26 protein-coding genes are annotated in these 24,322 nt (G+C 38.5%); 11 read left to right on the top strand and 15 right to left on the bottom strand.

What is annotated here, in order from left to right; translation table 11 throughout:
- The first annotated feature begins 169 nt into the window (after positions 1–169).
- Entirely contained in the window at positions 170–373 is a 204-nt protein-coding gene (locus PVK62_RS02000; RefSeq protein ID WP_274443223.1) for a CPXCG motif-containing cysteine-rich protein, read from the top strand.
- Between the two features lie 15 nt (positions 374–388).
- Here the strand turns inward: PVK62_RS02000 and PVK62_RS01995 are convergent, their stop codons facing one another.
- Positions 389–994, bottom strand: a complete 606-nt coding sequence (locus PVK62_RS01995) for a riboflavin synthase subunit alpha (protein ID WP_274443224.1) — start codon at positions 992–994, stop codon at positions 389–391.
- Positions 995–1,273: 279 nt separating this feature from the next.
- Between PVK62_RS01995 and PVK62_RS01990 the strand changes: the two genes are divergently transcribed.
- On the top strand, positions 1,274–2,656 hold the full coding sequence (locus PVK62_RS01990; protein ID WP_274443225.1) for an MATE family efflux transporter: 1,383 nt from the start codon (positions 1,274–1,276) through the stop codon (positions 2,654–2,656).
- 132 nt (positions 2,657–2,788) lie between these two features.
- On the opposite strand, the gene PVK62_RS01985 is transcribed toward PVK62_RS01990, so the two are convergent.
- Positions 2,789–3,064 carry a nitrogen fixation protein NifW gene (locus tag PVK62_RS01985; protein ID WP_274443226.1) on the bottom strand — a complete coding sequence of 92 codons (276 nt, stop codon included), beginning with the start codon at positions 3,062–3,064 and terminating at the stop codon, positions 2,789–2,791.
- An 8-nt stretch (positions 3,065–3,072) separates the two neighbouring features.
- Positions 3,073–3,417 carry a hypothetical protein gene (locus PVK62_RS01980; protein WP_274443227.1) on the bottom strand — a complete coding sequence of 115 codons (345 nt, stop codon included), beginning with the start codon at positions 3,415–3,417 and terminating at the stop codon, positions 3,073–3,075.
- A 222-nt stretch (positions 3,418–3,639) separates the two neighbouring features.
- Here PVK62_RS01980 and PVK62_RS01975 point away from each other — a divergent pair, with 222 nt between their 5' ends.
- Positions 3,640–3,927 (top strand): DUF134 domain-containing protein, encoded by a 288-nt coding sequence (locus tag PVK62_RS01975; RefSeq protein WP_274443228.1) that lies wholly within the window; start codon positions 3,640–3,642, stop codon positions 3,925–3,927.
- Positions 3,924–4,121, top strand: a complete 198-nt coding sequence (gene nqrM, locus PVK62_RS01970) for a (Na+)-NQR maturation NqrM (protein WP_274443229.1) — start codon at positions 3,924–3,926, stop codon at positions 4,119–4,121. The genes PVK62_RS01975 and nqrM overlap by 4 nt, the downstream gene beginning before the upstream one ends.
- A 49-nt stretch (positions 4,122–4,170) precedes the next feature.
- Here nqrM and PVK62_RS01965 read toward each other — a convergent pair whose 3' ends face one another.
- The 11 genes from PVK62_RS01965 to PVK62_RS01915 form a co-directional block, all read right to left on the bottom strand.
- A complete protein-coding gene (locus PVK62_RS01965; protein WP_274443230.1) occupies positions 4,171–4,530 on the bottom strand; it encodes a DUF4156 domain-containing protein in 360 nt (119 codons plus the stop codon).
- A gap of 88 nt (positions 4,531–4,618) precedes the next feature.
- Positions 4,619–5,071 carry a YccF domain-containing protein gene (locus PVK62_RS01960; RefSeq protein ID WP_274443231.1) on the bottom strand — a complete coding sequence of 151 codons (453 nt, stop codon included), beginning with the start codon at positions 5,069–5,071 and terminating at the stop codon, positions 4,619–4,621.
- Positions 5,072–5,135: 64 nt separating this feature from the next.
- On the bottom strand, positions 5,136–5,297 hold the full coding sequence (locus PVK62_RS01955; protein WP_274443232.1) for a hypothetical protein: 162 nt from the start codon (positions 5,295–5,297) through the stop codon (positions 5,136–5,138).
- Between the two features lie 131 nt (positions 5,298–5,428).
- Positions 5,429–6,694, bottom strand: a complete 1,266-nt coding sequence (locus PVK62_RS01950) for a DEAD/DEAH box helicase (RefSeq protein ID WP_274443233.1) — start codon at positions 6,692–6,694, stop codon at positions 5,429–5,431.
- A gap of 173 nt (positions 6,695–6,867) precedes the next feature.
- The gene (locus tag PVK62_RS01945; RefSeq protein WP_274443234.1) at positions 6,868–7,899 is read right to left on the bottom strand and encodes a cytosolic protein; all 1,032 of its coding nucleotides are present in this window, start codon (positions 7,897–7,899) and stop codon (positions 6,868–6,870) included.
- Positions 7,900–8,108: 209 nt separating this feature from the next.
- A complete protein-coding gene (gene catB / locus PVK62_RS01940) occupies positions 8,109–8,741 on the bottom strand; it encodes a type B chloramphenicol O-acetyltransferase (RefSeq protein WP_274443235.1) in 633 nt (210 codons plus the stop codon).
- A 102-nt stretch (positions 8,742–8,843) separates the two neighbouring features.
- A complete protein-coding gene (locus PVK62_RS01935; protein WP_274443237.1) occupies positions 8,844–9,551 on the bottom strand; it encodes a peptidase in 708 nt (235 codons plus the stop codon).
- A 252-nt stretch (positions 9,552–9,803) separates the two neighbouring features.
- Positions 9,804–10,091, bottom strand: coding sequence for a NadS family protein (gene nadS / locus PVK62_RS01930; RefSeq protein WP_274443238.1), 288 nt, complete (start codon positions 10,089–10,091; stop codon positions 9,804–9,806).
- A gap of 229 nt (positions 10,092–10,320) precedes the next feature.
- Positions 10,321–10,842, bottom strand: a complete 522-nt coding sequence (locus PVK62_RS01925; RefSeq protein WP_274443239.1) for an SLATT domain-containing protein — start codon at positions 10,840–10,842, stop codon at positions 10,321–10,323.
- Positions 10,832–12,565, bottom strand: coding sequence for an ATP-binding protein (locus PVK62_RS01920; RefSeq protein ID WP_274443240.1), 1,734 nt, complete (start codon positions 12,563–12,565; stop codon positions 10,832–10,834). Before PVK62_RS01920 ends, PVK62_RS01925 begins: the two co-directional genes overlap by 11 nt.
- Positions 12,555–13,784, bottom strand: a complete 1,230-nt coding sequence (locus tag PVK62_RS01915) for an SIR2 family protein (RefSeq protein ID WP_274449331.1) — start codon at positions 13,782–13,784, stop codon at positions 12,555–12,557. The genes PVK62_RS01920 and PVK62_RS01915 overlap by 11 nt, the downstream gene beginning before the upstream one ends.
- A gap of 305 nt (positions 13,785–14,089) precedes the next feature.
- On the opposite strand from PVK62_RS01915, the gene rbsD reads away from it, so the two are divergent.
- The 6 genes from rbsD to PVK62_RS01885 all read left to right on the top strand — a co-directional run bounded on the left by rbsD (position 14,090) and on the right by PVK62_RS01885 (position 20,248).
- On the top strand, positions 14,090–14,509 hold the full coding sequence (gene rbsD / locus PVK62_RS01910) for a D-ribose pyranase (protein WP_274443242.1): 420 nt from the start codon (positions 14,090–14,092) through the stop codon (positions 14,507–14,509).
- Between the two features lie 12 nt (positions 14,510–14,521).
- The gene (gene rbsA, locus PVK62_RS01905) at positions 14,522–16,036 is read left to right on the top strand and encodes a ribose ABC transporter ATP-binding protein RbsA (RefSeq protein ID WP_274443243.1); all 1,515 of its coding nucleotides are present in this window, start codon (positions 14,522–14,524) and stop codon (positions 16,034–16,036) included.
- Positions 16,033–17,019 carry a ribose ABC transporter permease gene (gene rbsC / locus PVK62_RS01900; RefSeq protein WP_274443244.1) on the top strand — a complete coding sequence of 329 codons (987 nt, stop codon included), beginning with the start codon at positions 16,033–16,035 and terminating at the stop codon, positions 17,017–17,019. The genes rbsA and rbsC overlap by 4 nt, the downstream gene beginning before the upstream one ends.
- A 142-nt stretch (positions 17,020–17,161) precedes the next feature.
- Positions 17,162–18,040 (top strand): ribose ABC transporter substrate-binding protein RbsB, encoded by an 879-nt coding sequence (gene rbsB, locus PVK62_RS01895; RefSeq protein WP_274443245.1) that lies wholly within the window; start codon positions 17,162–17,164, stop codon positions 18,038–18,040.
- 201 nt (positions 18,041–18,241) lie between these two features.
- Entirely contained in the window at positions 18,242–19,159 is a 918-nt protein-coding gene (rbsK, locus tag PVK62_RS01890; RefSeq protein WP_274443246.1) for a ribokinase, read from the top strand.
- 75 nt (positions 19,160–19,234) lie between these two features.
- Complete coding sequence (locus tag PVK62_RS01885; protein ID WP_274443247.1) at positions 19,235–20,248, top strand: substrate-binding domain-containing protein; 1,014 nt, start codon at positions 19,235–19,237, stop codon at positions 20,246–20,248.
- A gap of 67 nt (positions 20,249–20,315) precedes the next feature.
- Here the strand turns inward: PVK62_RS01885 and PVK62_RS01880 are convergent, their stop codons facing one another.
- Positions 20,316–21,170: a DNA ligase gene (locus PVK62_RS01880; protein ID WP_274443248.1), complete on the bottom strand. Its 855-nt coding sequence runs from the start codon at positions 21,168–21,170 to the stop codon at positions 20,316–20,318.
- 357 nt (positions 21,171–21,527) lie between these two features.
- On the opposite strand from PVK62_RS01880, the gene PVK62_RS01875 reads away from it, so the two are divergent.
- Complete coding sequence (locus PVK62_RS01875) at positions 21,528–24,188, top strand: ExeM/NucH family extracellular endonuclease (protein ID WP_274443249.1); 2,661 nt, start codon at positions 21,528–21,530, stop codon at positions 24,186–24,188.
- Positions 24,189–24,322: the final 134 nt, after the last annotated feature.

Raw genomic sequence — 24,322 nt, 5'->3', positions numbered from 1 at the left:
CATGAGATGGTACTCGCCATCTCATTTTTTATTAATCTAAACTAAAAAAGGTCGATATCATCAATCTTTTTACTTAATTCACTTCAAAAAACAACTCTCTTTTCTACTATGAATGAAGATACACCAAAGTACATGTTCGTAATTGCTGAACAATAATAAGGAGTTTGTTGTGAATAATTACACAAATCAAAATATACAGTGCCCAAACTGTCAACACGCTATTAATATGCTTATTGACCAAAAGCAATCAAATAAAACCGTTTATGATGACTGTCCATCTTGTCACCGCGCAATTGAATTCACGATGGAGGTAAACCCTCACAATCAATCTATAAATCTAATGACGAGTAATGAGGAAGATGGACTGTTTTAAGTTATTTCCAACTCATTATTGATTCGCTAACACTCGCTCTACGGTGTCTACTATTGCTTGTGTTTGCGGATCGATTTCTAAATTAATTTTATCACCAATACTGCGCTGGCTTAGATTGGTTCTTTCTAACGTTTCAGGGATCAAATTAACGTTAAATCCTTTCTCATCCACATCACCAATAGTTAAACTAATGCCATCAACGCCAATATAGCCTTTATGCAATATATATTTAGTCCACCGTGGTGCGACATCAAACCAAATTTGGCAATTTTCGGTGGTCTGGTTAATCTCCCTCACTGTCATCACATCCACAATATGGCCAGACATTGAGTGACCACCAATTTCATCACCAAAACGAGCTGCTCGTTCAATATTAATACGCTGCCCTACTTCCAATAAACCAAGATTGGTTAAACGTAGTGTTTCTTCGATTAAATCAAAAGAGATAAGATGCCCATTAATATTGGTTACCGTTAAACAGCAGCCATTATGAGCAACAGAAGCACCAATTTCTAAACCTTGATGATATGGCGCAGGTATTTTTACCACATGAGTTTGAAATCTATCTTTCTTTGTTATTTCAATAACTTCTGCCGTTGTCGCAACAATCCCAGTAAACATCATTCACTCCTATCAATACCATCAAATACATTGAATCGTTTAATTTCATTTTAGCTATTTTAAAAATAGCTACGATACGTTGAATATTTCATTTTGTGAAGTGCCTCTTATATCTATATACTGTCCACTTTCTGCTTACCTTTAACAGTTTTCTCTGTTCAAAGCACTCAATCAGACCCCATTTTCTTTTGCGATAGCTACTAGCGCAGAATGAACTCGCATTTATGCTCTTTAATACATTAATGCCCTTTTTATACTAAAAATTTGTACGGTGAATCAGTGCACAGATACCAAAAAGAAATCGTTCGATTAATTAAATTATCAACACCAGTCCTAATTGCGAGTGTCGCTCAGACAGGCATGGGGTTTGTTGATACCGTTATGGCTGGTGGCGTCAGTGCGACCGACATGGCAGCCGTTGCTATTGCTGCTAGTGTTTGGCTTCCATCTGTCTTATTTGGTGTCGGGTTATTAATGGCGTTAGTGCCTGTTGTTGCTCAATTGAATGGCTCAGGAAAATCTAAAAAAGTTCCATTTGAAATCCATCAAGGTATTTACTTAGCGTTAATTGTTTCTGTACCAATTATGCTTATCCTCTATAACGCGGGCTTTATTATTGCGGCTATGGATGTAGAACCTGAGTTATTTGAAAAGACCCAAGGGTATTTACATGCGGTGCTATGGGCCGCTCCTGCGTTTTTATTATTCCAAGCGCTACGTAGTTTCTGTGAAGGCTTGTCTTTAACCACGCCAGCAATGATTATCGGCTTTATCGGCCTTGCAGCTAACATTCCGTTAAACTGGATGTTTGTCTATGGTGAAATGGGTGCGCCTGCATTAGGTGGTGTGGGTTGTGGGGTTGCAACGGCAATCGTATATTGGTTAATGTTTATTAGCATGGTTATTTATACGTTTATTGCCCCTAAATTACGTCGTGTGAATTTATACGAAACATGGAATAAACCACAAGCGAAAGAAATTTATCGTCTTTTCAAATTAGGTTTACCTGTTGCTCTTTCTATCTTCTTTGAAGTGACATTATTTGCCGCGGTTGCCCTACTTGTTTCACCATTAGGATCAATCGTTGTTGCTGCGCACCAAGTCGCAATTAACTTCTCATCGTTGATCTTCATGGTGCCAATGAGTATCGCCATTGCCGTTAGTATCCGTGTAGGACATAAACTCGGTGAAAACGATCTTGAAGGCGCTAAGATTGCAAGCTTCTGTGGACTGGCTTTTGGTTTACTAATGGCATGCTGCACTGCCATGTTAACTTTATTGTTCCGTGAGCAGATCGCATATCTATATTCTGACAATAAAGAAGTAGTAGAATTAGCGGTAAGTCTTATGCTTCTTGCTGCTATTTATCAATGTACTGATGCTGTACAAGTGGTCGCCGCTGGTGCACTTCGTGGCTATAAAGATATGACGGCTATCTTTAAGTGTACGTTTGTCTCTTATTGGATTGTAGGGTTACCTGCGGGCTACATTCTTGGAATGACCGATTGGGTCACTGACCCTATGGGTGTTTATGGTTTCTGGTTTGGCTTTATTGGCGGTCTAACAACATCTGCGGTTTTATTAAGCTTACGTTTACGTTGGCTACAAAAGAACCCAACTAAAATCAATATGGAAGTGGATGAACTGCAAATAGTGCATTAATTCAAACAAGTATAATCCCGTAGGAGGAGGTCTCGCGGCCTCCGTCCTCTCACACTATCGTACAAGCGTAGGTCGCATACAAGGGTTCCAATTATTCGTTTAATGGGCTTTGTTAGTTGCAAGCATGTGCATCTAGCGACGAATGCACGTAGTGCAACCACTGCACGCTGAACGAGTATGGGGATCTAATCGCCCTCTTTGGATCTTACAATATGCATTTTTAATTGCACGACGAGCCGAAAACCAATCATCAGGCTTAGCAAGCAGTAAGTAACCATTACATCGTTTCATTAATGGCTCTCGATATTCATCAATAAACTTACTGTCAAAACCAATATCAAAATGCTCAAGAAGCTGCTCTACTGAAGTAAAGCTAGCAATGATTTTTTGAATTTCAGCTTGGCTCATCGTAAATCCTAATGCTTAAACATATTCATTTCATTCGCACTGGTTGCAGTAAGATCACCAGTAGGGTTTAATAAATGTGGTAAGATCTTAGGTAAATTTAACGTAATGTCTTTATCTTCTACAGCATAAATCACTTCGTTGTACCAACCTAATAACCCCATTGATGCATAACCAATTGCATCATTATCTTCTCGATGCTCAATGATGATTTGTAGAAAGCGTAAAATCGCTTTGTCGTTTGATCCAGCTTGCTCACGAGTTGAGTGAAAAATCTTTGTTGCTTCAACTACTAACCCTGCATATTCAGTTTCAACTGAAACTTGAAAAGAACCACCATCAACAGAAATTTTCATAAGATTTATTGCCAATTCATTATTCTAATAAAGGCGCATAATATCGAATAAATATCACCTTGTCGTTAGCCACAATAAAAACCACTTGATCTAAATAAAAAAAATACTCTTCATGATTAGTTTTTAATCTTCCCGACACTTGTTATTAGCATATGCCAAAAATAGTTATTGGCATATGCTAATAATGAACTTATACTTTGCTTGTATTTAATGGAGAGCATTATGGCTAGACCTAAAAAGTGTCGTCGTATTTGTAGTAGAGCACCATACAGTTGCTTTAAACCTAATGGCGTACCAACAACAGAACTACCGCAAGTACAACTACTTGCTGAAGAATTAGAGGCATTACGATTGGCTGATTTTGAAGGATTAAGTCAACAAGACGCTGCCGATCAGATGATGGTATCTAGACAAACCTTTGGTAACATCGTTAAACAAGCAAGATTCAAAGTCGCAAGCTGTTTAGTGCAAGGAAAAGCCTTAATGCTTCAAGCGGAGATTGAAGAATGAGTACTCTATTAATAACATTCAGCGTGTTTATACTTGTTATTTTATTAATGGCACTGGGCGTCATATTTGGGCGAAAAGAAATACAAGGCAGTTGTGGCGGGTTAAATACCGTAGGAGTCAATAAAGTGTGTAACTGTGAAACAACTTGCGATGATCATAAGTTGTATCAAATATCTGAGCCTTCCGAAAAATAAATAAAAAAGCATCCATAATTTATGGATGCCCTTTTCTTCGTCTAAAAAGCTATTTAGTCTGGCTTACATTCTCTTCTGGTTGCTCACACAAATAAGCATTACCAAACATAGTCACTGAACTTGAAAAATCCAAAGACTGGTATAGATACAATGTATCCGCCCCTAAAGCCGCGGCTTTAATACGCATTTGGTTTAACGTACCCCAAACCATATCTTTGTCTGCGTGTAGCCAATAATCATAAAAATGGCCTTCTGACCCAAAGACGACACCCAGACGTTGACAGCCTTTTACCACTTCAACCTCATCCCAGATCACATCTACTTTTTCTGATTCTTGTGTGGGGAAAGTTACGCAGCCTGTTAATATCATTGACGATGCCAGCATAGTACTAGCTATTAGCGTTTTCATTAATTAATCACTAAATAAATAAATATTACGCGATTCTAGTGAAAAATTAGCCGCTGGCAAGTAATAATCTAAATATTCTACTCTTTCATTATCGCCACTTATTCACTTTCGCTTCTGCATTAGCACGACGAGCAGCCGCAGCAACTTCTTTATCCACAATTGTCTGACCAATAGGCGCAATTGAGATCACGGCAAGCTTTAAGTGCTGAATCGCAAATGGAATACCAATGATGGTAACAAAGCAAGCAACTGCTGACATTACATGACCAATCGCTAACCAGAAACCTGCAAAAATAAACCACAGAACATTACCAATAAAACCAAGACTCCCTGTGCCTATGTCTTCGTTTTGGGTTAATTCATCACGATAAATCGCTTCTTTACCAAATGGGAAAAAAGAAAAGCCAGCAATAACGAAACACGCTCTTCCCCATGGAATACCGATGATACTAATAAAGGCTAATACGCCAAAAAAGCACCATGCTAGTCCCATGAATACGCCACCAAAAAGAAACCAAATTAAATTACCAATTGCACTCATTTTATTTCCTTATTTTACATTCGATTACTGATAATCGATGAAATCTTAAATAAGATCACAATAATTAGTCGTCAGCACCACACTTTACACAACGATCATAAGTTCTCTCACCTTCACTAATGACTGTGTATTTACCTACACAGTTTTCACACAGTGCAAGTACAGGATAGGCTTCTTTTTGTTTTTTGGAAGAAGTATTCCCTTCCGTTGTATAAATTTTTCTCATATTAGATCCTGATACCAATGTAATTAAATAATTACTGTAATTTGTATAAGCTCAATACATAGAAAAAACACTCAACAAGTTTAATTGTCGAGTGTTTTAATTATATCAATTCAATAAACTTGCTGTGTTTCTTACCAGTTATCTGGGTATTTTCTTTTATTCTTCTTACCAGTACCTTCTGGTTTTGCGACTGGTTTAATCGCTTCTAATAACGCTTCTGTGATCTCTTCATCTACTTCAAAACCCTCTACTTGTTCACGCTCAAGTCGGATCTTGTTTTTCTTTTCAATAATTTTAAAGTGATGGTAATCTTCAAAATCAATTAATGATAATGCTAGACCTACCTCACCAGCACGGCCACTTCTACCAATACGGTGCATGTAATCAGCAGGACTTCTTGGTAAGTCAAAATTAATCACTACAGGTAGCTTTTCAATATCTAAACCACGAGCCGCAATATCAGTCGCGATGAGTACATCAATCTCACCCGCTTTAAAGCCTTCAAGTACACGACTACGAGCGCCCTGACCTTTATCACCATGGAATACTTCGGCAGTAATACCACGTTTAGATAGTTTATCCGCTAAATGATTACAGCTGTTTTTCGCATTAACGAAAATAAGCGCTTGGCGCCACTGTTGTTGATGGATTAAATGCGCTAATACCGCTGTTTTTTCACCTTTATTAACGGTAAATACGCGCTGTACTAACGTACTTGCATCTGCACTTTGTAATTGAAGTTCTACCGGATTATTAAGTAACGCTTGAGTTAATCCCTCAACTTCTTCAGGAAACGTTGCAGAGAATAATAATGTTTGCTTCTGTTTGGGTGCTAACGCAAGTAATTCATTAAGCTCATCAGTAAATCCAAGGCTTAGCATTCTATCTGCTTCATCAAGCACTAAGGTTTTTACTTTATCAAGTTTAATCGCGTTACTTGAGATCAAATCTAATAATCGGCCTGGTGTTGCCACTAAAATGTCTGCGCCACCACGTAGAGCTAACATTTGCTTGTTAACTGAAACACCACCAAACACTGAAACCGTTTTAATCGCACCATTAAAATGCGCAGAATATGATTTAATACTATCAGCAACTTGCTGTGCCAATTCACGAGTAGGAACCAACACTAGCCCCGTAACATAGTTACCTTTATTGCTTTGTGGTTTACCTGATTGCTGTTCAAAAATTTGCTGCAACATAGGTAATGCAAACGTGGCTGTTTTACCTGAACCAGTATTCGCCCCAGCAATTAGATCACGGCCAGCTAATACACTTGGGATAGCTTGTGCTTGAATAGGCGTTGGTTGTTGATATTCCAACTCTGTTAATCGTGCTAACAATGGTGAAATAAGACCAAGTTCTGAAAAATTGGCTGGTGCTGTAGTAGTGGTCATGAATATAAATGGCTCAAAGCTAAAATAATAGCCGACTATTTTATCCTATTTTTGCTTTTTAAAGTGAATTAAATCAGCCCTACGGCACTCTCAATTAATAATAAATAGTACGCTGAATACAACAACGCCCCATTTAAAACGGGGCGTTTAGATAATCAGACAATAAAGTAGGCTTAAAGTAGCTGCCTAAGTTTATGCTCAACTAAAGGATCATTTGGCACTAATTGCTGAGCCATTTCCAACAATTTGATCGCATCTTTAGGGTGATCATCTTGATGTCTAAGTGCAATATCAATCAGTGGCTGCACATTAATTTGTGCTTGATGTTCTTGCACATGCGCCTCTTTCTCATCAATCAAAATATTGTGTGCTTTGCTTAGTAAGCCTAAACGGTGCTCAGAGCTCGCATTCACTTTACTAAGGCGAGTGTAATAATCTTCTTTAAAACGCAATGTTCTCGTTTGTTGACGGAATTGTGTAATATCAATCTGTTGATTACGAATGAAATCTACTGCTACTTGCTTATAAAAGCCAAATTTATTCAAGTACGTAGCATGAGTTCCATGCCCCATACCAAAAACTCGTAAATGGGTCAGTTCTGGATAACGTTTCGCATGCAAACGGTCAATACGATTGGTTGGATCATAAATGATATACCCTTTCGCTTTACCTAAATCGAGATCGTGATAGTCCCCTTCCCAATCAAACTGCTGTGCAATTTCGGTACTAGATCTATCATCCCAAGGGGCTGTTTTTTGGTTTTTAGTGCTCACTGGATGAAACAGTAATACTTGATCAAGCTGCAATAAATTTGCAAAAGCACCAACAGCAAAGCCACCGCGACTTAGGCCATAACCTAAGCGATAACTAAAAGGTTCTAGTAGCGTAGCTAATTGTTCTAAAAAGAAAATTAGATTACGGCTACGAAACCAATTACTTTTTCCTAAGTGTTGAAAAGAGATAACATTTACTTTTTGTTTTTGCGCTAAGTAGTAACCCCAAGGCGCAAAATCTTCATTCAGATCTTGCTCTTGTACGTTAGTCCCAGCTGGTGAAAAAGTGAATAATAGCGGCTTGTTCACATCAACAAAGTTATATTTAACATACACATTGTCTAGCAAGTCTCCGCCAGACATTGGTAACTGTGCTTGTTGCTCTAAACGTGAGTTGGTTAACCACTCATCTAACCAATATAATAATTTCATTTAATCTTCCATCAAAAACAAGCGCGAGATTGTACCAAAGATGGCTGTTAAACGAAAATATTAGTTTGAGTACTAATAATTACAGTTGGAATGAATTCGATGCAAAAAAATGCCAAGTCGTAGTTACAACTTGGCATTCAATTTTATTTATTATTTTCACCATAGTGAATTTAGATTGCTTCTAACTATTATATTAGACTCACCGATGACTATAATTTTTTACTGTTTTTCCAATATAAGTACAAACCAGAGATATCTGACGAACACAGTAAGTCCATTGCACCCTTAATTTTCTCATCACTCCACTGCCACCACTTCATTTCTACTAGTTGAGCAATCTCTGTCTCTGTAAAACGAAAGCGGATATGCTGTGCAGGGTTTGAACCCACAATGGAGTATGGTTCTACATCTTTCGTCACTACAGCACGACTTGCAATGATTGCCCCATCACCCACAGTGACGCCACTCATGATCATTGCTTCTGTACCAATCCATACATCATTGCCAATAACGGTATCACCAGCACGCTCAAAGCCATCTTTGGCATCAGTAAAATTATCGTTATCTTGATAGAAAAATGGAAAGGAGCTTACCCATTTATGTTGATGCCCTTGGTTTCCTGCCATCATAAAAACCGCTCCCGACCCAATAGAGCAATAACTACCAATAATTAGCTTATCAATGTCCGTTCTATCTGGCAGTAAATAGCGAGCACAATCATCAAAGCTGTGATTATGGTAATAACCAGAATAGTAACTGTGCTCACCAACGATAATATTCGGGTTAGTTACTTGTTCTTTTAATGATTTACCAACAAATGGACTTTCAAAATAATTGTTCATAATTGAGTCTCTCTTTGATAGAAAACTAGATATTATCTAACATAAAAAAGCATTATAAATACCTATGCTTAATACACCAAATAATCCCCATTACTTGATGTGTTAAAATTTATCAGCATCAATTTCAAAAAGCATTAAATCACTTCTGATTGGTTTATATTCCACTGGGGGATCAATCAAAAAGACGTTATCAACACCTAATTTATGTAAAGCAGATATTGAGTAGTACCAGCCATCATAATCTTCTTCAAACTGAGAGAAATCATCACTTTGACCTAATGTTGTGATTCTCTGATCAACCTCAATCATGGAATAAAAAGCATCTTCACGTTTTACTGAGTTCTTCATATACTCAGCCATTTCATTTAATGTCGCTTCACGTTGCTCAATGGATACACTAGCTAACTCTTTTTCGAACTCACTATCATCAAACTCGGTACTGCTTGCCCCACCATGAAAACCAATAACAGCACGGTTACTTATTAATTTTCTTTTTCCGCTTGGAAATACATAATTTGCGCATGATGAAAAACAATACTCGTTCACTTCAACGGTTAAGTTATTTTTATAAACAAACTCACCGAGATCCATCCCAAGGTTAATTTCTCCACCATAACTCTTAATTTCTAATGTTTTGATCTGCTCATTATTTTTATATAACGACAACAGTGTTTCATTCGCATCACCAGAGATATCCCCTTCATAGATGAACTTATCTCCCTTAACGACCACCGTCGTCTCTAACTCAGCCATGGCTGAGGGTGCATTACATAAAACAAAACCTAAATAAAGACAATTGGTTACACGCATTATTCAACCTCAATATTTAATATCTAAAATAATAAACGCCAATCTATTCGTTATACTGATGTATAAGTAGTCATTCGATATTTAATTGATGTTTTAGTTCCTAAAGGCGACACATTTAAAGGCAATATCTTTTTCACCCATCATCGAAGCGTAACCAAAGCCAATTATATGTTGATTAAATAGTAATAATTAACCGTCAATAAGAAGCTGACGGCTAGATAATGAGCTGATTCTTGGCGTATTTTTCAGACTCTACACTTGATCCGAAAATTTAGAATACAACTCTGGCTCTTTGCTTAACAAGTTAAGTACCTTACTGGCTAAACCTGTCGGGTTACGTCTTCCTTGCTCCCAACTTTTCACTGTATCAACGCTAACATCAATTGCCATTGCCAACTCTTTTTGCGTTACATGTAACTGTTCTCGGATAGCCTTTACGTCAGCAATTTCATAACGAGTAATGTTACCTTCTAAATTTCCTTTTTTTATTTCAACTGCTTGCTCTAGTGATTTGATGATGTCATCTGCAATACTACTCATGGTTGTACCTCATTTTTCAATATAGAAACTAGCTTCTTCATTTGATTGCATGGCTAATAGCCCTATCCTTCTTGATAGTAAAATGAGGTACATAGTACCCCTTCAATTGTGAGTATACATGAGATTAAAAATAGAGCAATTTAGAGATAATTATCCCATCCACTCTTTGCAAGTTGAGCGTTTAGTAAAAAATGGGTAATTATTGCTTTCTCTTTCTATTCTTCTTTATCTATATTAAAAACTTACGGATAAATGAAAACTTATCTTTTTCAGGTGTTAAAGGGGCATTCGCTGCCACATATTCCCATTCAATACGTAACGTCTTTAATTTTCCTTTAAACTCGGCTTTATCTTGAAGATTAGGACAAGTAACTTGTAAAAATTCTAGTTGTCTACGTAGTTTCCCATAACGACCAGCTGTAATTCGATGCTCATTAGCTCGTTCACCAAAACGCCCAAAAGTCACGATACCTGATAGCGCAGCAGCTATAGCACTGGCAATTCCCATATAGACCTTAATTTGAGCTTCATGCGTTTTCACCTCAGGAGTAAAAAAAATAAAAGCAGTAACTCCTGTTGTTAGAATAATAAGAAGTACACTTAACCAATGATGCACCTTATTCAAATATTCAGTCTCAATATAATGCCCTTGCTGTGCCGCACTTAATTTCCCTAACCATTGCTCAACAAGTTCTTTCGCCATTTCTGAGTCTAAAACTAACTTTTTATCTTCATTTGTATTATTTGTCATTTGATATTTTTCTTTTCCATGCACTTGAGTATTCAGCACTTTTTGATGTTGGTTTAATATTTGGAGTTTTCATTTTCACTGTCATTGGGAATGGGAAATCAATTCCTAATAACAAAGCTTCGCCTTGGCTTAATGTTGGTAGAAAAGAAGCTGAGCGCTGATCCATTGACCCTACAGCTCTTTTTACAACTTCTTGGTCATGAAAGTTTGTTAGTCTATGTACAATCAACGACCCGATCTGGCTTAACACATCTTCTGGAATATCACGTGGGCGTTGTGTTGCAATAACCACATTCAAACCGTATTTTCGCCCTTCTTTCGCTATATTCCCGAAAGAATCTAATTTAATAGTACTCGCTTCATCTCCAACGCTTTTATTCAAAAATTGATGTGCTTCATCTATAAAAACAAGTAACGGATTATCATGGCTAATCTCTCTAGCCCTAGCTAAACCCATTAACTTTCGACCAATAGCATTAACTAGAATTTCACGTCCATTAGCTTCAAAAGAAACTGCTGATAAATCCAACCTTAATATTTTATTAGGAGCTTCATTTTTTGAAAAATTTTCTAATATAGATGGAATATCTTGATGGTCCTTTTCTGGGTCAAAAAGCCACTTTAAGTATGTGTTAGATGAGTAGGACTTTATACGAGAAATTAAGCTTATACAGTAGCCAAGATCTCCCTCATGATAGCCACCAAAGAGAGCTTCATTAAACTTTCCAGTTGGCCAAATACATTCCTGCTCAATTTGAGCTGCTAAATTTTTGAAACTCCACCGTTTACAAGAAGAACTCGATTCTAATAACTTAACAGCACCATAATATGACCTTTTTTCTTTATCTGCTTTAACTAGCGAGTGACTCTCATTAAGAGTTAAGTTCATCTCTCTTCTTTTTTTCCAATGCTCAATGACTACTTTTTGACTTAAAATAGCAGCAGATAATTTTGGCATTTGAGTCTGTGCAGACGGACGTAAAAAAGCAACGATATCTGACTCTGGTAGTTTCCAATGCGGGAATGTTACCGTATTTTCATTTGTTGCCTTGTCATGATTACCAACGTAATAAGTCTCACAATCTAAATCAGCATATTCTCCTGTAGGATCTAGCAATAATGCTTTACCACCGTTATCTTGTACTTCTTGTAACAACCTAGACATTGTGTAGCTTTTACCACCCCCTGTCGCACCAAGAACAGCACAATGTCTTGCAAACAACTTATCTGGAGTAACCGTAATATTTACCGTTGAATCATTGGGTAACTCTGCAATATCTAACTTAATGTCATCTTCTTTGGTATCGCCTTCAGCCAAAATCGAAATCAATTTCGGATGAGCTGAGTATATTTGACTACCAAGACGAGGATGATTTGTTATACCTTTTGAGATCTTTCCTGTAGCTGAATTAATACTAGTTAAAAGTTGAATGATACCTATTGGATTATTTAAACCATTAGCCATAGATATCGCATCAACAGATAATCTTTCAGCTCCATCCAGCCAAACTTTAACTAATCGTCCTAATACAGCAGTCTGTCCGCAATCAATAAATACAAATTCATTAACTTCGCCTGCAGCAACTCGATCCCCTAAGTGCCATTTAGCTTCACCAGAACCGGCATCAGACAAATTTGCCGTAATTTCTGTTGGTGAAATATTTATAGTGCTGCCGATACGACGATTTGAATCAAAAGGCGTGAACCAACAATTAGAACTCATCTATAGAATCCTTTCGATTTTGAATTTTTTCAGCTAGTGTTTCAAAGGTTTTAAATAGCGCTTCTTCAGGAGTTTCCTTTCTACGCTCTTGAAGCAAATTAGCAAACTGAGAAAAAACACCATCAATAATAGAGATTCGTCGGTCTCCTCCATCAATTGCAGCTACCAATAAATCTCTAATATCAGTATTAAATGAACCGCCTTTCTTAAATGGTTCTTTTGTTCCGACTAACAGATTAAATTCTGGATTTGTACGTAAAGCCATTGTTACCGCATTATTTATATGCTTATCGTTGAATCCAAAGCCTAAACAAATTAATGCTGTTTTAGGTTGTTGTAGACAATGTAAAAACGATGCCATCATATCCAGGTACGGTGAATCATAAGAGGTTTGATACTTAGAGCTACTAGGATAAATGAAAACTGGTTCACTATTCTTCACTTGATAATCAATCTTTTTAACTCGACCATTTCCTTCGCGGGTCCAGTTTACTGAACCATGCATTTTATAAAGATGGAATACATTCGAAATATACGAACTAGACGTTTTAGATTGATCACTACGATCTACAATATCATAACGATACCAAGCAGGATTAAAATAGCTTGGAGATGAAAACTCAAAACCATCTACTACGACAAATCCTGTGTTCGCAGCTGAACGTTCAAACGCTAAATCGTAGTTAGTTGTAAATAATTTAAAACGTTGTTGCTTTGGACTTCTACGCCCTAGTGTTCTGATAAATTTATCATGAGCGGCCCAATCTCCTTCTTCAACATCATCTGTAAAATTAGTCGCTTTTAAAATCGTTTGTTTTGCTTGATCTATAAAAGAAACGAGTTTTTCTTTTTTCTCAAGATCATATGCTAACGCCTTATGTTGATCACATAACGACAAAAGCAACTCTATATCTTCTTTTGATTGATCTATATCGTAACGAACAATATCTAAAATCTCATTAAACAGCGTTTCATCTTCATTTCTACATTTACTCCAGATATCTTTCATACTCGGAGCGCATTTAAAAGTAAGAGAGGTTCCTGATCCCGCAAGTACGATTAAATTATCAAAATCCAATACATTGTTAATTGTATTTAATAGTGTTTGATAATTAGGATCATCACTAATATTAGAATCATTTAAATCAAGAGATGCTGGCGATTTTTTATCGCCCTCTCTTGTAACAAAAGTAGAAAGAAAATTTATTTTATTAGTCATTATTATGCACCTTTAGCCAACTAATCGTATTCTATCTTATTTGTATATAAGCCACTATTTTTATCTAACACATAGAGCATAACGTCCATTTCCTCCTCTAACCTTCTACCACTAAAATTTGACTAAGATCTCTTATTTAGTCTTTCATCAATTAGATTCCTTCGCGTGGATCACACTTAGTTACATTCCTGGGTGCAACGTGCTATTTATTGCTCTAAATTCACCATCGAAACGTTTACGCAAACGTTTCGATGGGCATTAAACAAGCAGTATGTGTTCATAATTAATTAACTAAAGGTATTCTCATGAAGAAAAATACACTACTAAACGCAGAGTTATCGTATGTAATCGCCACGCTTGGCCATACCGATGAAATCACTATTTGCGATGCTGGCCTGCCGATTTTTGAAGAATCACAACGCATCGATTTAGCCGTAGTTCAGGGAATACCAACCTTTATTGATACCGTAAAAGCGACACTGTCTGAAATGCAAATTGAAGGCGTAATTGTTGCAGAAGAGTTCAAAACCGTTAGCCCACAACTGCACGATGAGCTGATGACACTTATTGCTGCTGAAGAAGCACTGTGTGGAAAGTCAATTACCGTCTCTTACGTGTCTCACGAGGCATTTAAAGTACACACACAGCAAAGCAAAGCGATTGTTCGCACTGGTGAATGCACTCCTTATGCTAACGTGATTTTCCAATCTGGCGTTGTATTTTAAATAGGACACGTTATGACTCAAGCTATCTTAGAATTAAACGGCATTGAGAAAGCTTTCCCCGGTGTAAAAGCACTGGATGGCGCTTGTCTTAATGTCTACCCCGGCAAAGTAATGGCCTTAATGGGCGAAAATGGCGCGGGTAAATCAACATTAATGAAGTCATTAACTGGCATCTACGCAATGGATGCAGGTGAAATCCGTTACGAAGGTAAAGCGGTTAACTTTAATGGCCCTAAGCACTCTCAAGAATCTGGTATCAGTATTATCCACCAAGAGCTGAACCTTATTCCTGAGCTGACCATTGCAGAAAACATCTTCTTAGGCCGAGAGAAAACCAATGCATTTGGTGGCATCAAATGGGCTGAAATGTACAGTGATGCCGACGCCCTACTTAAGCGTTTGAATGTAAAACACCACTCTCGCCAACTATTAGGTGAACTGAGTTTAGGTGAGCAACAAATGGTTGAGATTGCCAAAGCGCTGTCGTTCAAATCCAAAGTTATCATCATGGATGAACCAACGGATGCCTTAACGGATACTGAGACTGAATCTCTATTTAAAGTGATTAATGAGCTTCGTGATGAAGGTTGCGGCATTGTTTATATCTCACATCGTCTAAAAGAGATCTTCGAGATCTGTGATGATATTACTGTCCTTCGTGATGGCAAATTCATTGGTGAACGTGTTGTCGCAGATATTGATGAAGACACATTAATTGAAATGATGGTAGGCCGCCGCCTTGATGAGCAATACCCTCGCATTGATGTTCAACACAATGAAAAATCACTAGAATTGTTCGATGTTTCTGGTCCTGGTGTTCACAATGTTAGCTTCTCATTAGACCGTGGGGAAATCCTTGGGATCTCTGGTTTAATGGGTGCAGGTCGTACTGAGTTAATGAAAATCATCTACGGTGCAGCCCCAATGACCTGTGGTGCAATCAAACTAAACAACAAGATGATTAACCCAATCTCTCCTCGTGATGGTTTGGCAAATGGCATTGCTTATATCTCTGAAGATCGTAAAGGTGATGGCTTAATATTAGGCTTATCAGTGAAAGAGAACATGTCTTTATGCTCGTTAGATCAGTTATCAAAAGGCATTCAGATTGATCATCATGCTGAAATCACCGCAGTAGAAGATTTCATTCGCTTATTCAATATTAAAACCCCGACTCGCGACCAAATCATTGGTAACTTATCTGGTGGTAATCAACAAAAAGTAGCGATAGCTAAAGGCTTAATGACTCGTCCTAAAGTCTTAATTTTAGATGAGCCTACACGTGGTGTTGATGTCGGCGCGAAAAAAGAGATCTACCAATTAATTAACCAATTTAAAGCCGAAGGCATGAGCATTATTTTAGTCTCATCAGAAATGCCTGAAGTGTTAGGAATGAGTGACCGCATCTTGGTTATGCATGAAGGCCGTATCAGTGGCGAATTTATGGCAAAAGATGCCGATCAAGAAAAATTATTGGCTTGTGCAGTAGGTAAAACTGTTGAGCAAAACATCGAGGTAATAGCATGAGCACTAAATCAATGACTTCATCACAAACACAACAAAAGAAAGGCGGCATGTTCTCTAAAGAATGGTTGATTGAGCAAAAATCATTAATCGCATTGTTACTTTTGATTGTCGTGGTTTCCTTTTTAAACGACAACTTTTTTACTGTCGACAATATCTTAAACATCCTGCGCCAAACTTCAGTTAACGCGATTATCGCCGTAGGTATGACACTGGTTATCTTAACCGCAGGTATCGACTTAAGCGTTGGTTCTGTATTAGCACTCTGTGGTGCCTTTGCTGCCACCATGATAGGCCTTGAGATCCCAGTAATGATTGCGGTTCCTACCGCGCTACTTGCGGGTGCGGCTCTAGGTGCAATCAGCGGTATTATTATCGCAAAGGGTAAAGTTCAAGCATTCATTGCAACGCTAGTAACCATGACGTTATTACGTGGTGTAACCATGGTTTACACCGAAGGTCGCCCTATCTCAACTGGTTTTACTGATGTAGCTGATAGCTTTGCATGGTTTGGTACAGGTTACGCGCTTGGCATCCCAGTTCCAATCTGGTTAATGGTTATCGTGTTTGCATCGGTATGGTACTTACTAAATCACACACGCTTTGGTCGCTACGTTTATGCTCTAGGTGGCAATGAATCTGCAACTCGCCTATCTGGTATCAATGTGGATCGCGTTAAGATCGGTGTTTACGCTATCTGTGGTCTACTTGCTGCACTGGCTGGTTTAATCGTAACGTCTCGCCTTTCTTCAGCTCAACCAACAGCAGGTATGGGTTACGAGCTAGACGCAATCGCAGCGGTTGTACTTGGTGGTACAAGCCTAGCAGGCGGTAAAGGTCGTATCATGGGTACGCTAATTGGTGCTCTGATCATCGGCTTCTTAAACAACGCACTTAATTTATTAGATGTTTCTTCTTACTACCAAATGATTGCCAAAGCGGTGGTTATCCTACTGGCGGTATTAGTGGACAACAAAAGCAAGTAATTCCCATTATTTATAACACTTAATAATGTATACGAATAAGAGTCACCCCTAGACATTCGTTTGCTATTTAAAACAAAAAATAGGCACAACCAGATGTATCATGTTTGAATTGTGCCGCCCTACACTCTACAAGGAATATAGAATGAAAAAGTTAGCAACCCTAATCTCTGCAGCCCTACTTTCTAGCTCTTTCGCATCGACAGCTGCGGCTCAAGATACAATGGCAATGGTCGTGTCTACATTGAACAACCCATTTTTCGTCACCATGAAAGAAGGGGCTGAAGCAAAAGCAAAAGACCTAGGCTACAAACTGATTGTTCTGGATTCTCAAAATGATCCAAGTAAAGAGCTTTCAAACATTGAAGATCTTACGGTTCGTGGTGTAAAAGCAATCCTAATTAACCCAACAGATTCTGACGCGGTATCAAATGCGATTCGTATGGCTAACCGCTCTGGCATCCCTGTATTAACGCTTGACCGTGGTGCAAGCCGTGGTGACGTAGTGAGCCATATTGCCTCAGATAACGTTGCTGGTGGTGAGATGGCGGGTAAATACATCATGGAAAAAGTAGGCGAAAAAGCACGCGTTATCCAACTTGAAGGTATTGCTGGTACATCGGCTGCGCGTGAGCGTGGTGAAGGCTTCATGAAAACAGTAAACAGCGGTGATCTTACTCTACTTGGTAGCCAACCAGCTGATTTTGACCGAACTAAAGGTCTTAACGTGATGGAAAACATGATTGCAGCAAACCCTGATGTTCAAGCGGTATTTGCTCAAAATGATGAAATGGCGTTAGGTGCTCTACGTGCTGTTCAAGCCTCAGGTAAAGACGTTCTAATCGTTGGCTTTGATGGCACAGAAGACGGTATTGCCGCGGTTAATCGTGGCCTACTTGGTGCAACGATAGCACAACAACCCGATCTAATCGGTGCTCTTGGTATTGAAACAGCCGTTAAGGTGTTGAAAGGTGAAACGGTAGAAAAATTCATTCCAGTGGATCTAAAAGTTATTACTAAGTAATCGACTCATAACATAATAAAACGGGAGCATTGATACGCTCACAACTAAATTGTATCGATGCTCCACTCTTTTCCCACATAAAAATACAGAAAACATATCGTTAAATGAATGAAACTATAAATAAGTTAGTCACCCATTTACCCATATGTTTTAAGACCGATAATTTCAAGGTCATTTCCAGATAAGAAACAAAGGCGCATTATGAATAAATTAGTTGTTTTAGGTAGCGTAAACGCAGACCACGTTCTTCAAGTTGCTTCTTTCCCACGTCCAGGGGAGACGTTACACGGCCACAGTTATTCCGTTATTCCGGGAGGAAAAGGCGCAAACCAAGCCGTTGCTGCAGCCCGTTTAGGCGCTGATATCGCATTTATCGCCAGCGTAGGTGACGACAGCTTTGGTCACCAAATGATTGAAGCCTTTAACATCGATGGCATCAACACTGAAGCGGTAATGATTGAAGAAAACACCCCAACCGGCATTGCTATGATCCAAGTAGCAGCAACCGGCGAAAACAGCATTTGTATTTCAGCAGAAGCAAATGCACGATTAACCGCAGATCGTATTGCGCCTCATCACGGATTAATCCAAGCAGCTGATACCCTATTAATGCAGCTTGAAACACCGATTGAAACCATCGAAAAAGCAGCGCAAATTGCAAAAGCAGCAGGCACTAAAGTGGTTCTAAACCCAGCACCTGCTCATCAATTAAGTGATGACTTATTACACCTTGTTGATATGATTACGCCTAATGAAACAGAAGCTGAATTGCTAACGGGCATTGAAGTAACAGACACGGCAAGCGCTCAACAGGCGGCTGACGCACTTCATGCCAAAGGTATTGAAACGGTGATGATCACTCTAGGTAGTAAAGGCGTGTGGATTAGCCAAGATGGCAAAGGCCGTCAAGTTGAAGGCTTTAGAGTTCAAGCAACTGACACTACAGGTGCGGGTGATACCTTTAATGGCGCGTTTTTAACAGGATTACAATCTGGCCGTAAATTGGATGATGCGATTAGATTTGCTCATGCTGCGGCGGCAATCTCAGTGACTCGAATGGGTGCTCAAACCTCTATCCCTTCTATTACAGAAGTCGAGCGTTTTCTACTAGAGCATTAATAGCGACTTTCGTGTCTTTATGAGCTAAATACCTTCGTGGCTTACTCATAAAGACATAAATAAAGGACTGAATTTATGGCAACAATCAAAGATGTAGCCAAACATGCTAGTGTATCTACCTCTACGGTAAGTCATGTTCTAAACAAAACACGTTTTGTCAGTGATGATATTTCTGAACGTGTAATGACCGCGGTATCTGAGCTTAATTATGCCCCCTCTGCGCTCGCTCGTAGCTTAAAAGTCAACCATACAAAAACCTTTGGAATGCTAGTTACCACCTCTACCAACCCTTTCTTTGGTGAAGTCGTAAAAGGCGTTGAGCGACGTTGTTATGAAATGGGTTACAACCTAATTTTATGCAATACCGAAGGCGATGCAAAACGTGTCCATTCAAGCTTAGACACCCTACTGCAAAAGCGCGTTGATGGCTTATTGCTGATGTGTACCGAAATTGAAAACCAAGTGCTTGAGTTATTCTCTCGTTACCAAGCTGTACCAACCGTGGTAATGGATTGGGGCCTGATTGATTTTCCAAGCGATAAAATCCAAGATAACTCCCACCACGGTGGTTATTTAGCAACAAAACACCTAATTGAACAAGGTCATACTGAAATTGGTTGTTTAACTGGCCCTCTTAATAAGTTACAAGCACAACAACGTTTAAGTGGCTTTGTGCAAGCAATGGAAGAATCAGGATTAGAGATCAATAAAGAATGGATTGCCTCTGGTGACTTTGAATGTGAAGGTGGTGAAGCCGCTTTTAATGAACTTCATCGTCGAGGGAAGTTACCTACCGCACTCTTTGTATCCAATGACATGATGGCAATGGGTGTAATTAATTGCGCGAGTAAAAAAGGCATTTCAGTGCCTAATGACATTTCAATTATTGGTTATGATGATATAAAAATGGCCAAATACATTACGCCGTCATTAACCACTATCCACCAACCAAAGCACCGATTAGGGCAACAAGCTGTTGATTCATTGTTAGAGAAAATCCAAACCAAATCACAATCGAATCACGTAATACAGTTAGAACCGACATTAATGGTTCGAGACAGCGTTAAAAACTTGAATACTTATAAATAAATCGAACGAGATCACATGGAGTTTATACTAACGATGAGCTCCATTAATCCCTGTAAATCATTCTGTATTAATAGCCTTCTCGCACTGCAAGATAACGGGCAAACTTGGGAATACCGCTATCAGTATAACCATTGTAACGATACGTCACTTTTTGACCCAATTTTGGTGGTTCTTCTCTGATTGCCACACTCAAGCCACTGCCCACTTTAAACTCTTTTCCATTTGGCATTTGCAATATTAACGCCCCAACCATTCCTGTGTACTTCCCTTTTCCAGCGGTATAACCCACCACTATCGCTTCGTTATCTTGATGCTTTTTCAATTTAATTAAATCATCACTGCGGCCCGGTCGGTAAATACTATCGAGCTTTCTTAGCATGAGTCCTTCACCGTTTCTGGCTGATATATCTTCCAATGTTTCAAACAGCATTTCATCTGTACTGTTCGGGTATTGCTCGACTAATTTAACATGCGGTTTATCCAGTGCTTTCACCAATACTTCTAATTCGTAATAGCGCTTAGGAAACATACCAACAGAGAAAGGTAAATCAAACGCCATGAATGTAATCTTACGCCACTGCTCTTCATCTGGTTGGCCATCTAAAACAGTTCTGGCTACTTGTTGAAATCCGCCTCTTCCCGCCCATAACTCACCATCCATCGCGTGTTCAGGTAAAGGATCAGTAAACCAATCTGGCGCAGCTATCTTATGGCCTGTTCGCGTTAATAACTCAGATCCAGTCCAGTATGCTCTTATCCCATCCAGTTTTTCACTTAACCAATACCCATCAATATCGAGATCGTTACTATATTCTTTGGCTAATAATACGTCGATTGATGCCGTATTAGGTTCATCGTGAGAGTGCACATTCGTGGAGATCAAACCTAAGGTTACCAGTGCAGACAAAGACAGTATTTTCATTCATGCCACCTATTTTATTCTCTAAATTTAACTCATCATGGCGTTTATAAACTGGTATTACGATAGCTTTCTATTTCAAATTCATTCAATTACGGTTCATATCAATTATCTATGTAACTATCATCTTTAATGTTTTCAGCTCATTATTTATTTCCCATAACACTGTTTAAATACCCACGATTACGATTTTTGTTAGTAAATTGACGCCTGCCAAATTTATAGCGTTACAACACTGCTCAACCTCACATTATTCATGCAAAAGTAATGTTTATGCCATATCAATATGAGAGCGTTGAATTATAGATAAAGAAAATGAACTACCTCAATTCATATAACATGACTATGGAAAGCTGTGAAATGAAAAAAACTCAATTAAAAACCTCTTTAGCAATGGCTGTCGGATTAGCCCTCTCTGGTAATGCATACGCTGATATTATTATTTCTCAATATATTGAAGGTGGAAGTTACAATAAATCATTAGAAATCAGTAACACCAGTGACAGCTCAGTATCACTTGCTGGTTACGTTCTTAAATCTAAATACAATGGATTGAACGAATGGAAAAATGATCTCGACCTATCAGCCATTACCTTAGATGCTAAAAGTGTCTATGTAATTTCAAACAGTCGTGCCTCTGATGCAATTAAAGGCGTGACAGATAGCATTGAAAGTATCGTTAACCATAATGGTGATGAGACTTACATGTTATTTAAAGATGGTGCAGAGCATGATCGAATTGGCGTTGACGGCGATATTGATTGGGGTAAAGACAAAAGTTTTGTTCGAGCGGATTTAACACCTAGCACAACGTTTGATGCTGCTATGTGGCTTGAAAAGCCAAAAGACAACATTGAAGGGCTTGGTGAATATCAAGAAGGCGTAACGCCACCCCCTCTATTTATTTGTAAAACTGAATCAGGCTCCTCTCCAACTTTTACTGAAATAAACCAAATTCAAGGAACAGGCAGCAAATCGCCTCTAGTAACCAGTGGGTTTATTTCTGAAGAAGAGTACTTTGTTCAAGGTATTGTCACAGCACGTGGTGAAAATTTATTAAAAGGCTTTTATCTGCAAGGCTTGAATGATGATTTTGATCCAAATAGCTCAGAAGGTATCTTTGTAAGTACAGGCAGCATACCCTCTCAAGAGATCCAACCCGGTGCAATTGTGTGTGTAAAAGCCAAAGTTCAAGAGTACTACAACCAAACACAATTAAAACCAGATACCCACAACTATATTGTTCAAAGGACTGAATCCCCTGCCCAAGTGAATGAATTAATCATTAATGAAGGTGAAATACTGGCAGATGCATTAGAGCGTCATGAAGGGATGAAAGTACAGCTAACATCGCATTCAGATCTGCGCATTACACGAAATTTTAGCTTTGATTATGGTAGCAAACGTAACAATATGGTGTTATCCCATGGTGACCCACTATTTAAACCAACACAGCTATTTGCGGCAGAAAGCCCTGAAGCGATTGCATTAGCAGAACAAAATGCAAAACGCCAAATTACCATTGAATCAGACAATAAAGCAGCGAACGGAAAAGTCCCTTACTTCCCTGATTTTGGAACAGATATTGATCAAGATGGCAGTGCGGATTCTTATCTTCGTTTAGGTGCTCGTATTGAAGGTCTAGAAGGTGTTGTTGCTTATTCTTACGGTCAATACCGTTTAGTTGCTTCAAATACCATTACTCAAGACAATATTATTACTCAAGTACTTAATGGTGATGGTTCGACCTTATTTAACGTTGAGAGAACAGACACACCAAGCATTGATGATGAAGATTTAACCATCACAAGCTTTAACGTATTAAACTACTTCACCTCAGTAGCGACTGGTGGTGATGTAAACCCTACAGGACAAAACCGTGGTGCCGTTAATGCGGATGATTTTGCTGTTCAACAAGCAAAAATCTTATCTGCGCTTGTTGCTATTGATGCGGATATTATTGGTTTAATGGAAGTTGAAAATAATGGCTTTGGTGAAAACAGCGCCATTAGTGATTTAACAACCGCTTTAAATTCTAAATTTGACGATGAAGAGGATCACTACAAATACGTAGAGATTAAAAACAAAGACAAGTATCAAGGTGAATATCTAGGTTCAGATGCCATCATGGTTGCCCTACTGTATCGCCCAAGTGAAGTGAAACTCAAAGGCAAAGCGCGTATTATCAAAACACCAGAGCAACACGTAGCTGAAAATACCATAACTCGTGATAATAATGGCACCATTGAATTCAATCCAGCCTATGACAAATATCAACGTCACAGTCTAGTTCAAGAATTTATGGTTAAAGAAGCGAATGAGCCATTAACAGTCGTGGTTAATCATCTAAAATCAAAAGGCTCTGAATGTATCGAGCAATGGCAAAACTTTGAAGAAAACAGCGATCCCGCCGACCTACAAGGCAACTGTAACCGCTTTAGAGTATCTGCTGCAAAAGCCATTGGTGATGAGCTTGAAACCGTTAAAGGCGATATTCTAATCCTAGGTGATATGAACGCCTATGGCATGGAAGATCCACTACTAACATTAACCGATTACAGCCCAGAGAAATACAACCGAGATATCTTTACCGCAGCTTATACAACGCTAGATACAGATAAAAATGGTAATCCACTTCCTTATGAAGAAACTGGCAGCCAAATTACACAAGGTTATGGTTATATTAATCTAAACACGCACCTACATGGCACAGAGACCTTCTCTTATACCTACTCTGGTGAACTAGGTAATCTTGACCATGCATTAGCCAATGAGTCACTGGCTGAACGTGTGACTGAAATTGAAGATTGGCATATCAATGCTGCAGAAAGTAACTTATTTGAATACAGCTCAAAATACACGGGGGATATGGTGAAATACAACGACATGTATTCCGCATCCGATCACGATCCTATCGTGATTTCACTTAAGTATGAAAAAGCCGCCTCATTTAACTTTTTTGCGTTAGCTTCATTGTTTGGATTTGGTTTTTTACGCAGAAAACTAACTAAACAAAAATAATACGAAAATCTAAAACAAAAATGGTGGCCTTGTATTTATACCATGCCACCACTTTGCAAAATCAAAGAAACGAAGACGCAATAAACCGATGAAAATAATTAATAATACAAAACAAGCGTATAAAAAAACCACAA

The organism is Aliivibrio sp. S3MY1 (assembly GCF_028765575.1).
Lineage (GTDB): Bacteria > Pseudomonadota > Gammaproteobacteria > Enterobacterales > Vibrionaceae > Aliivibrio.
This window is presented reverse-complemented; position numbering and strand designations above follow the sequence as displayed.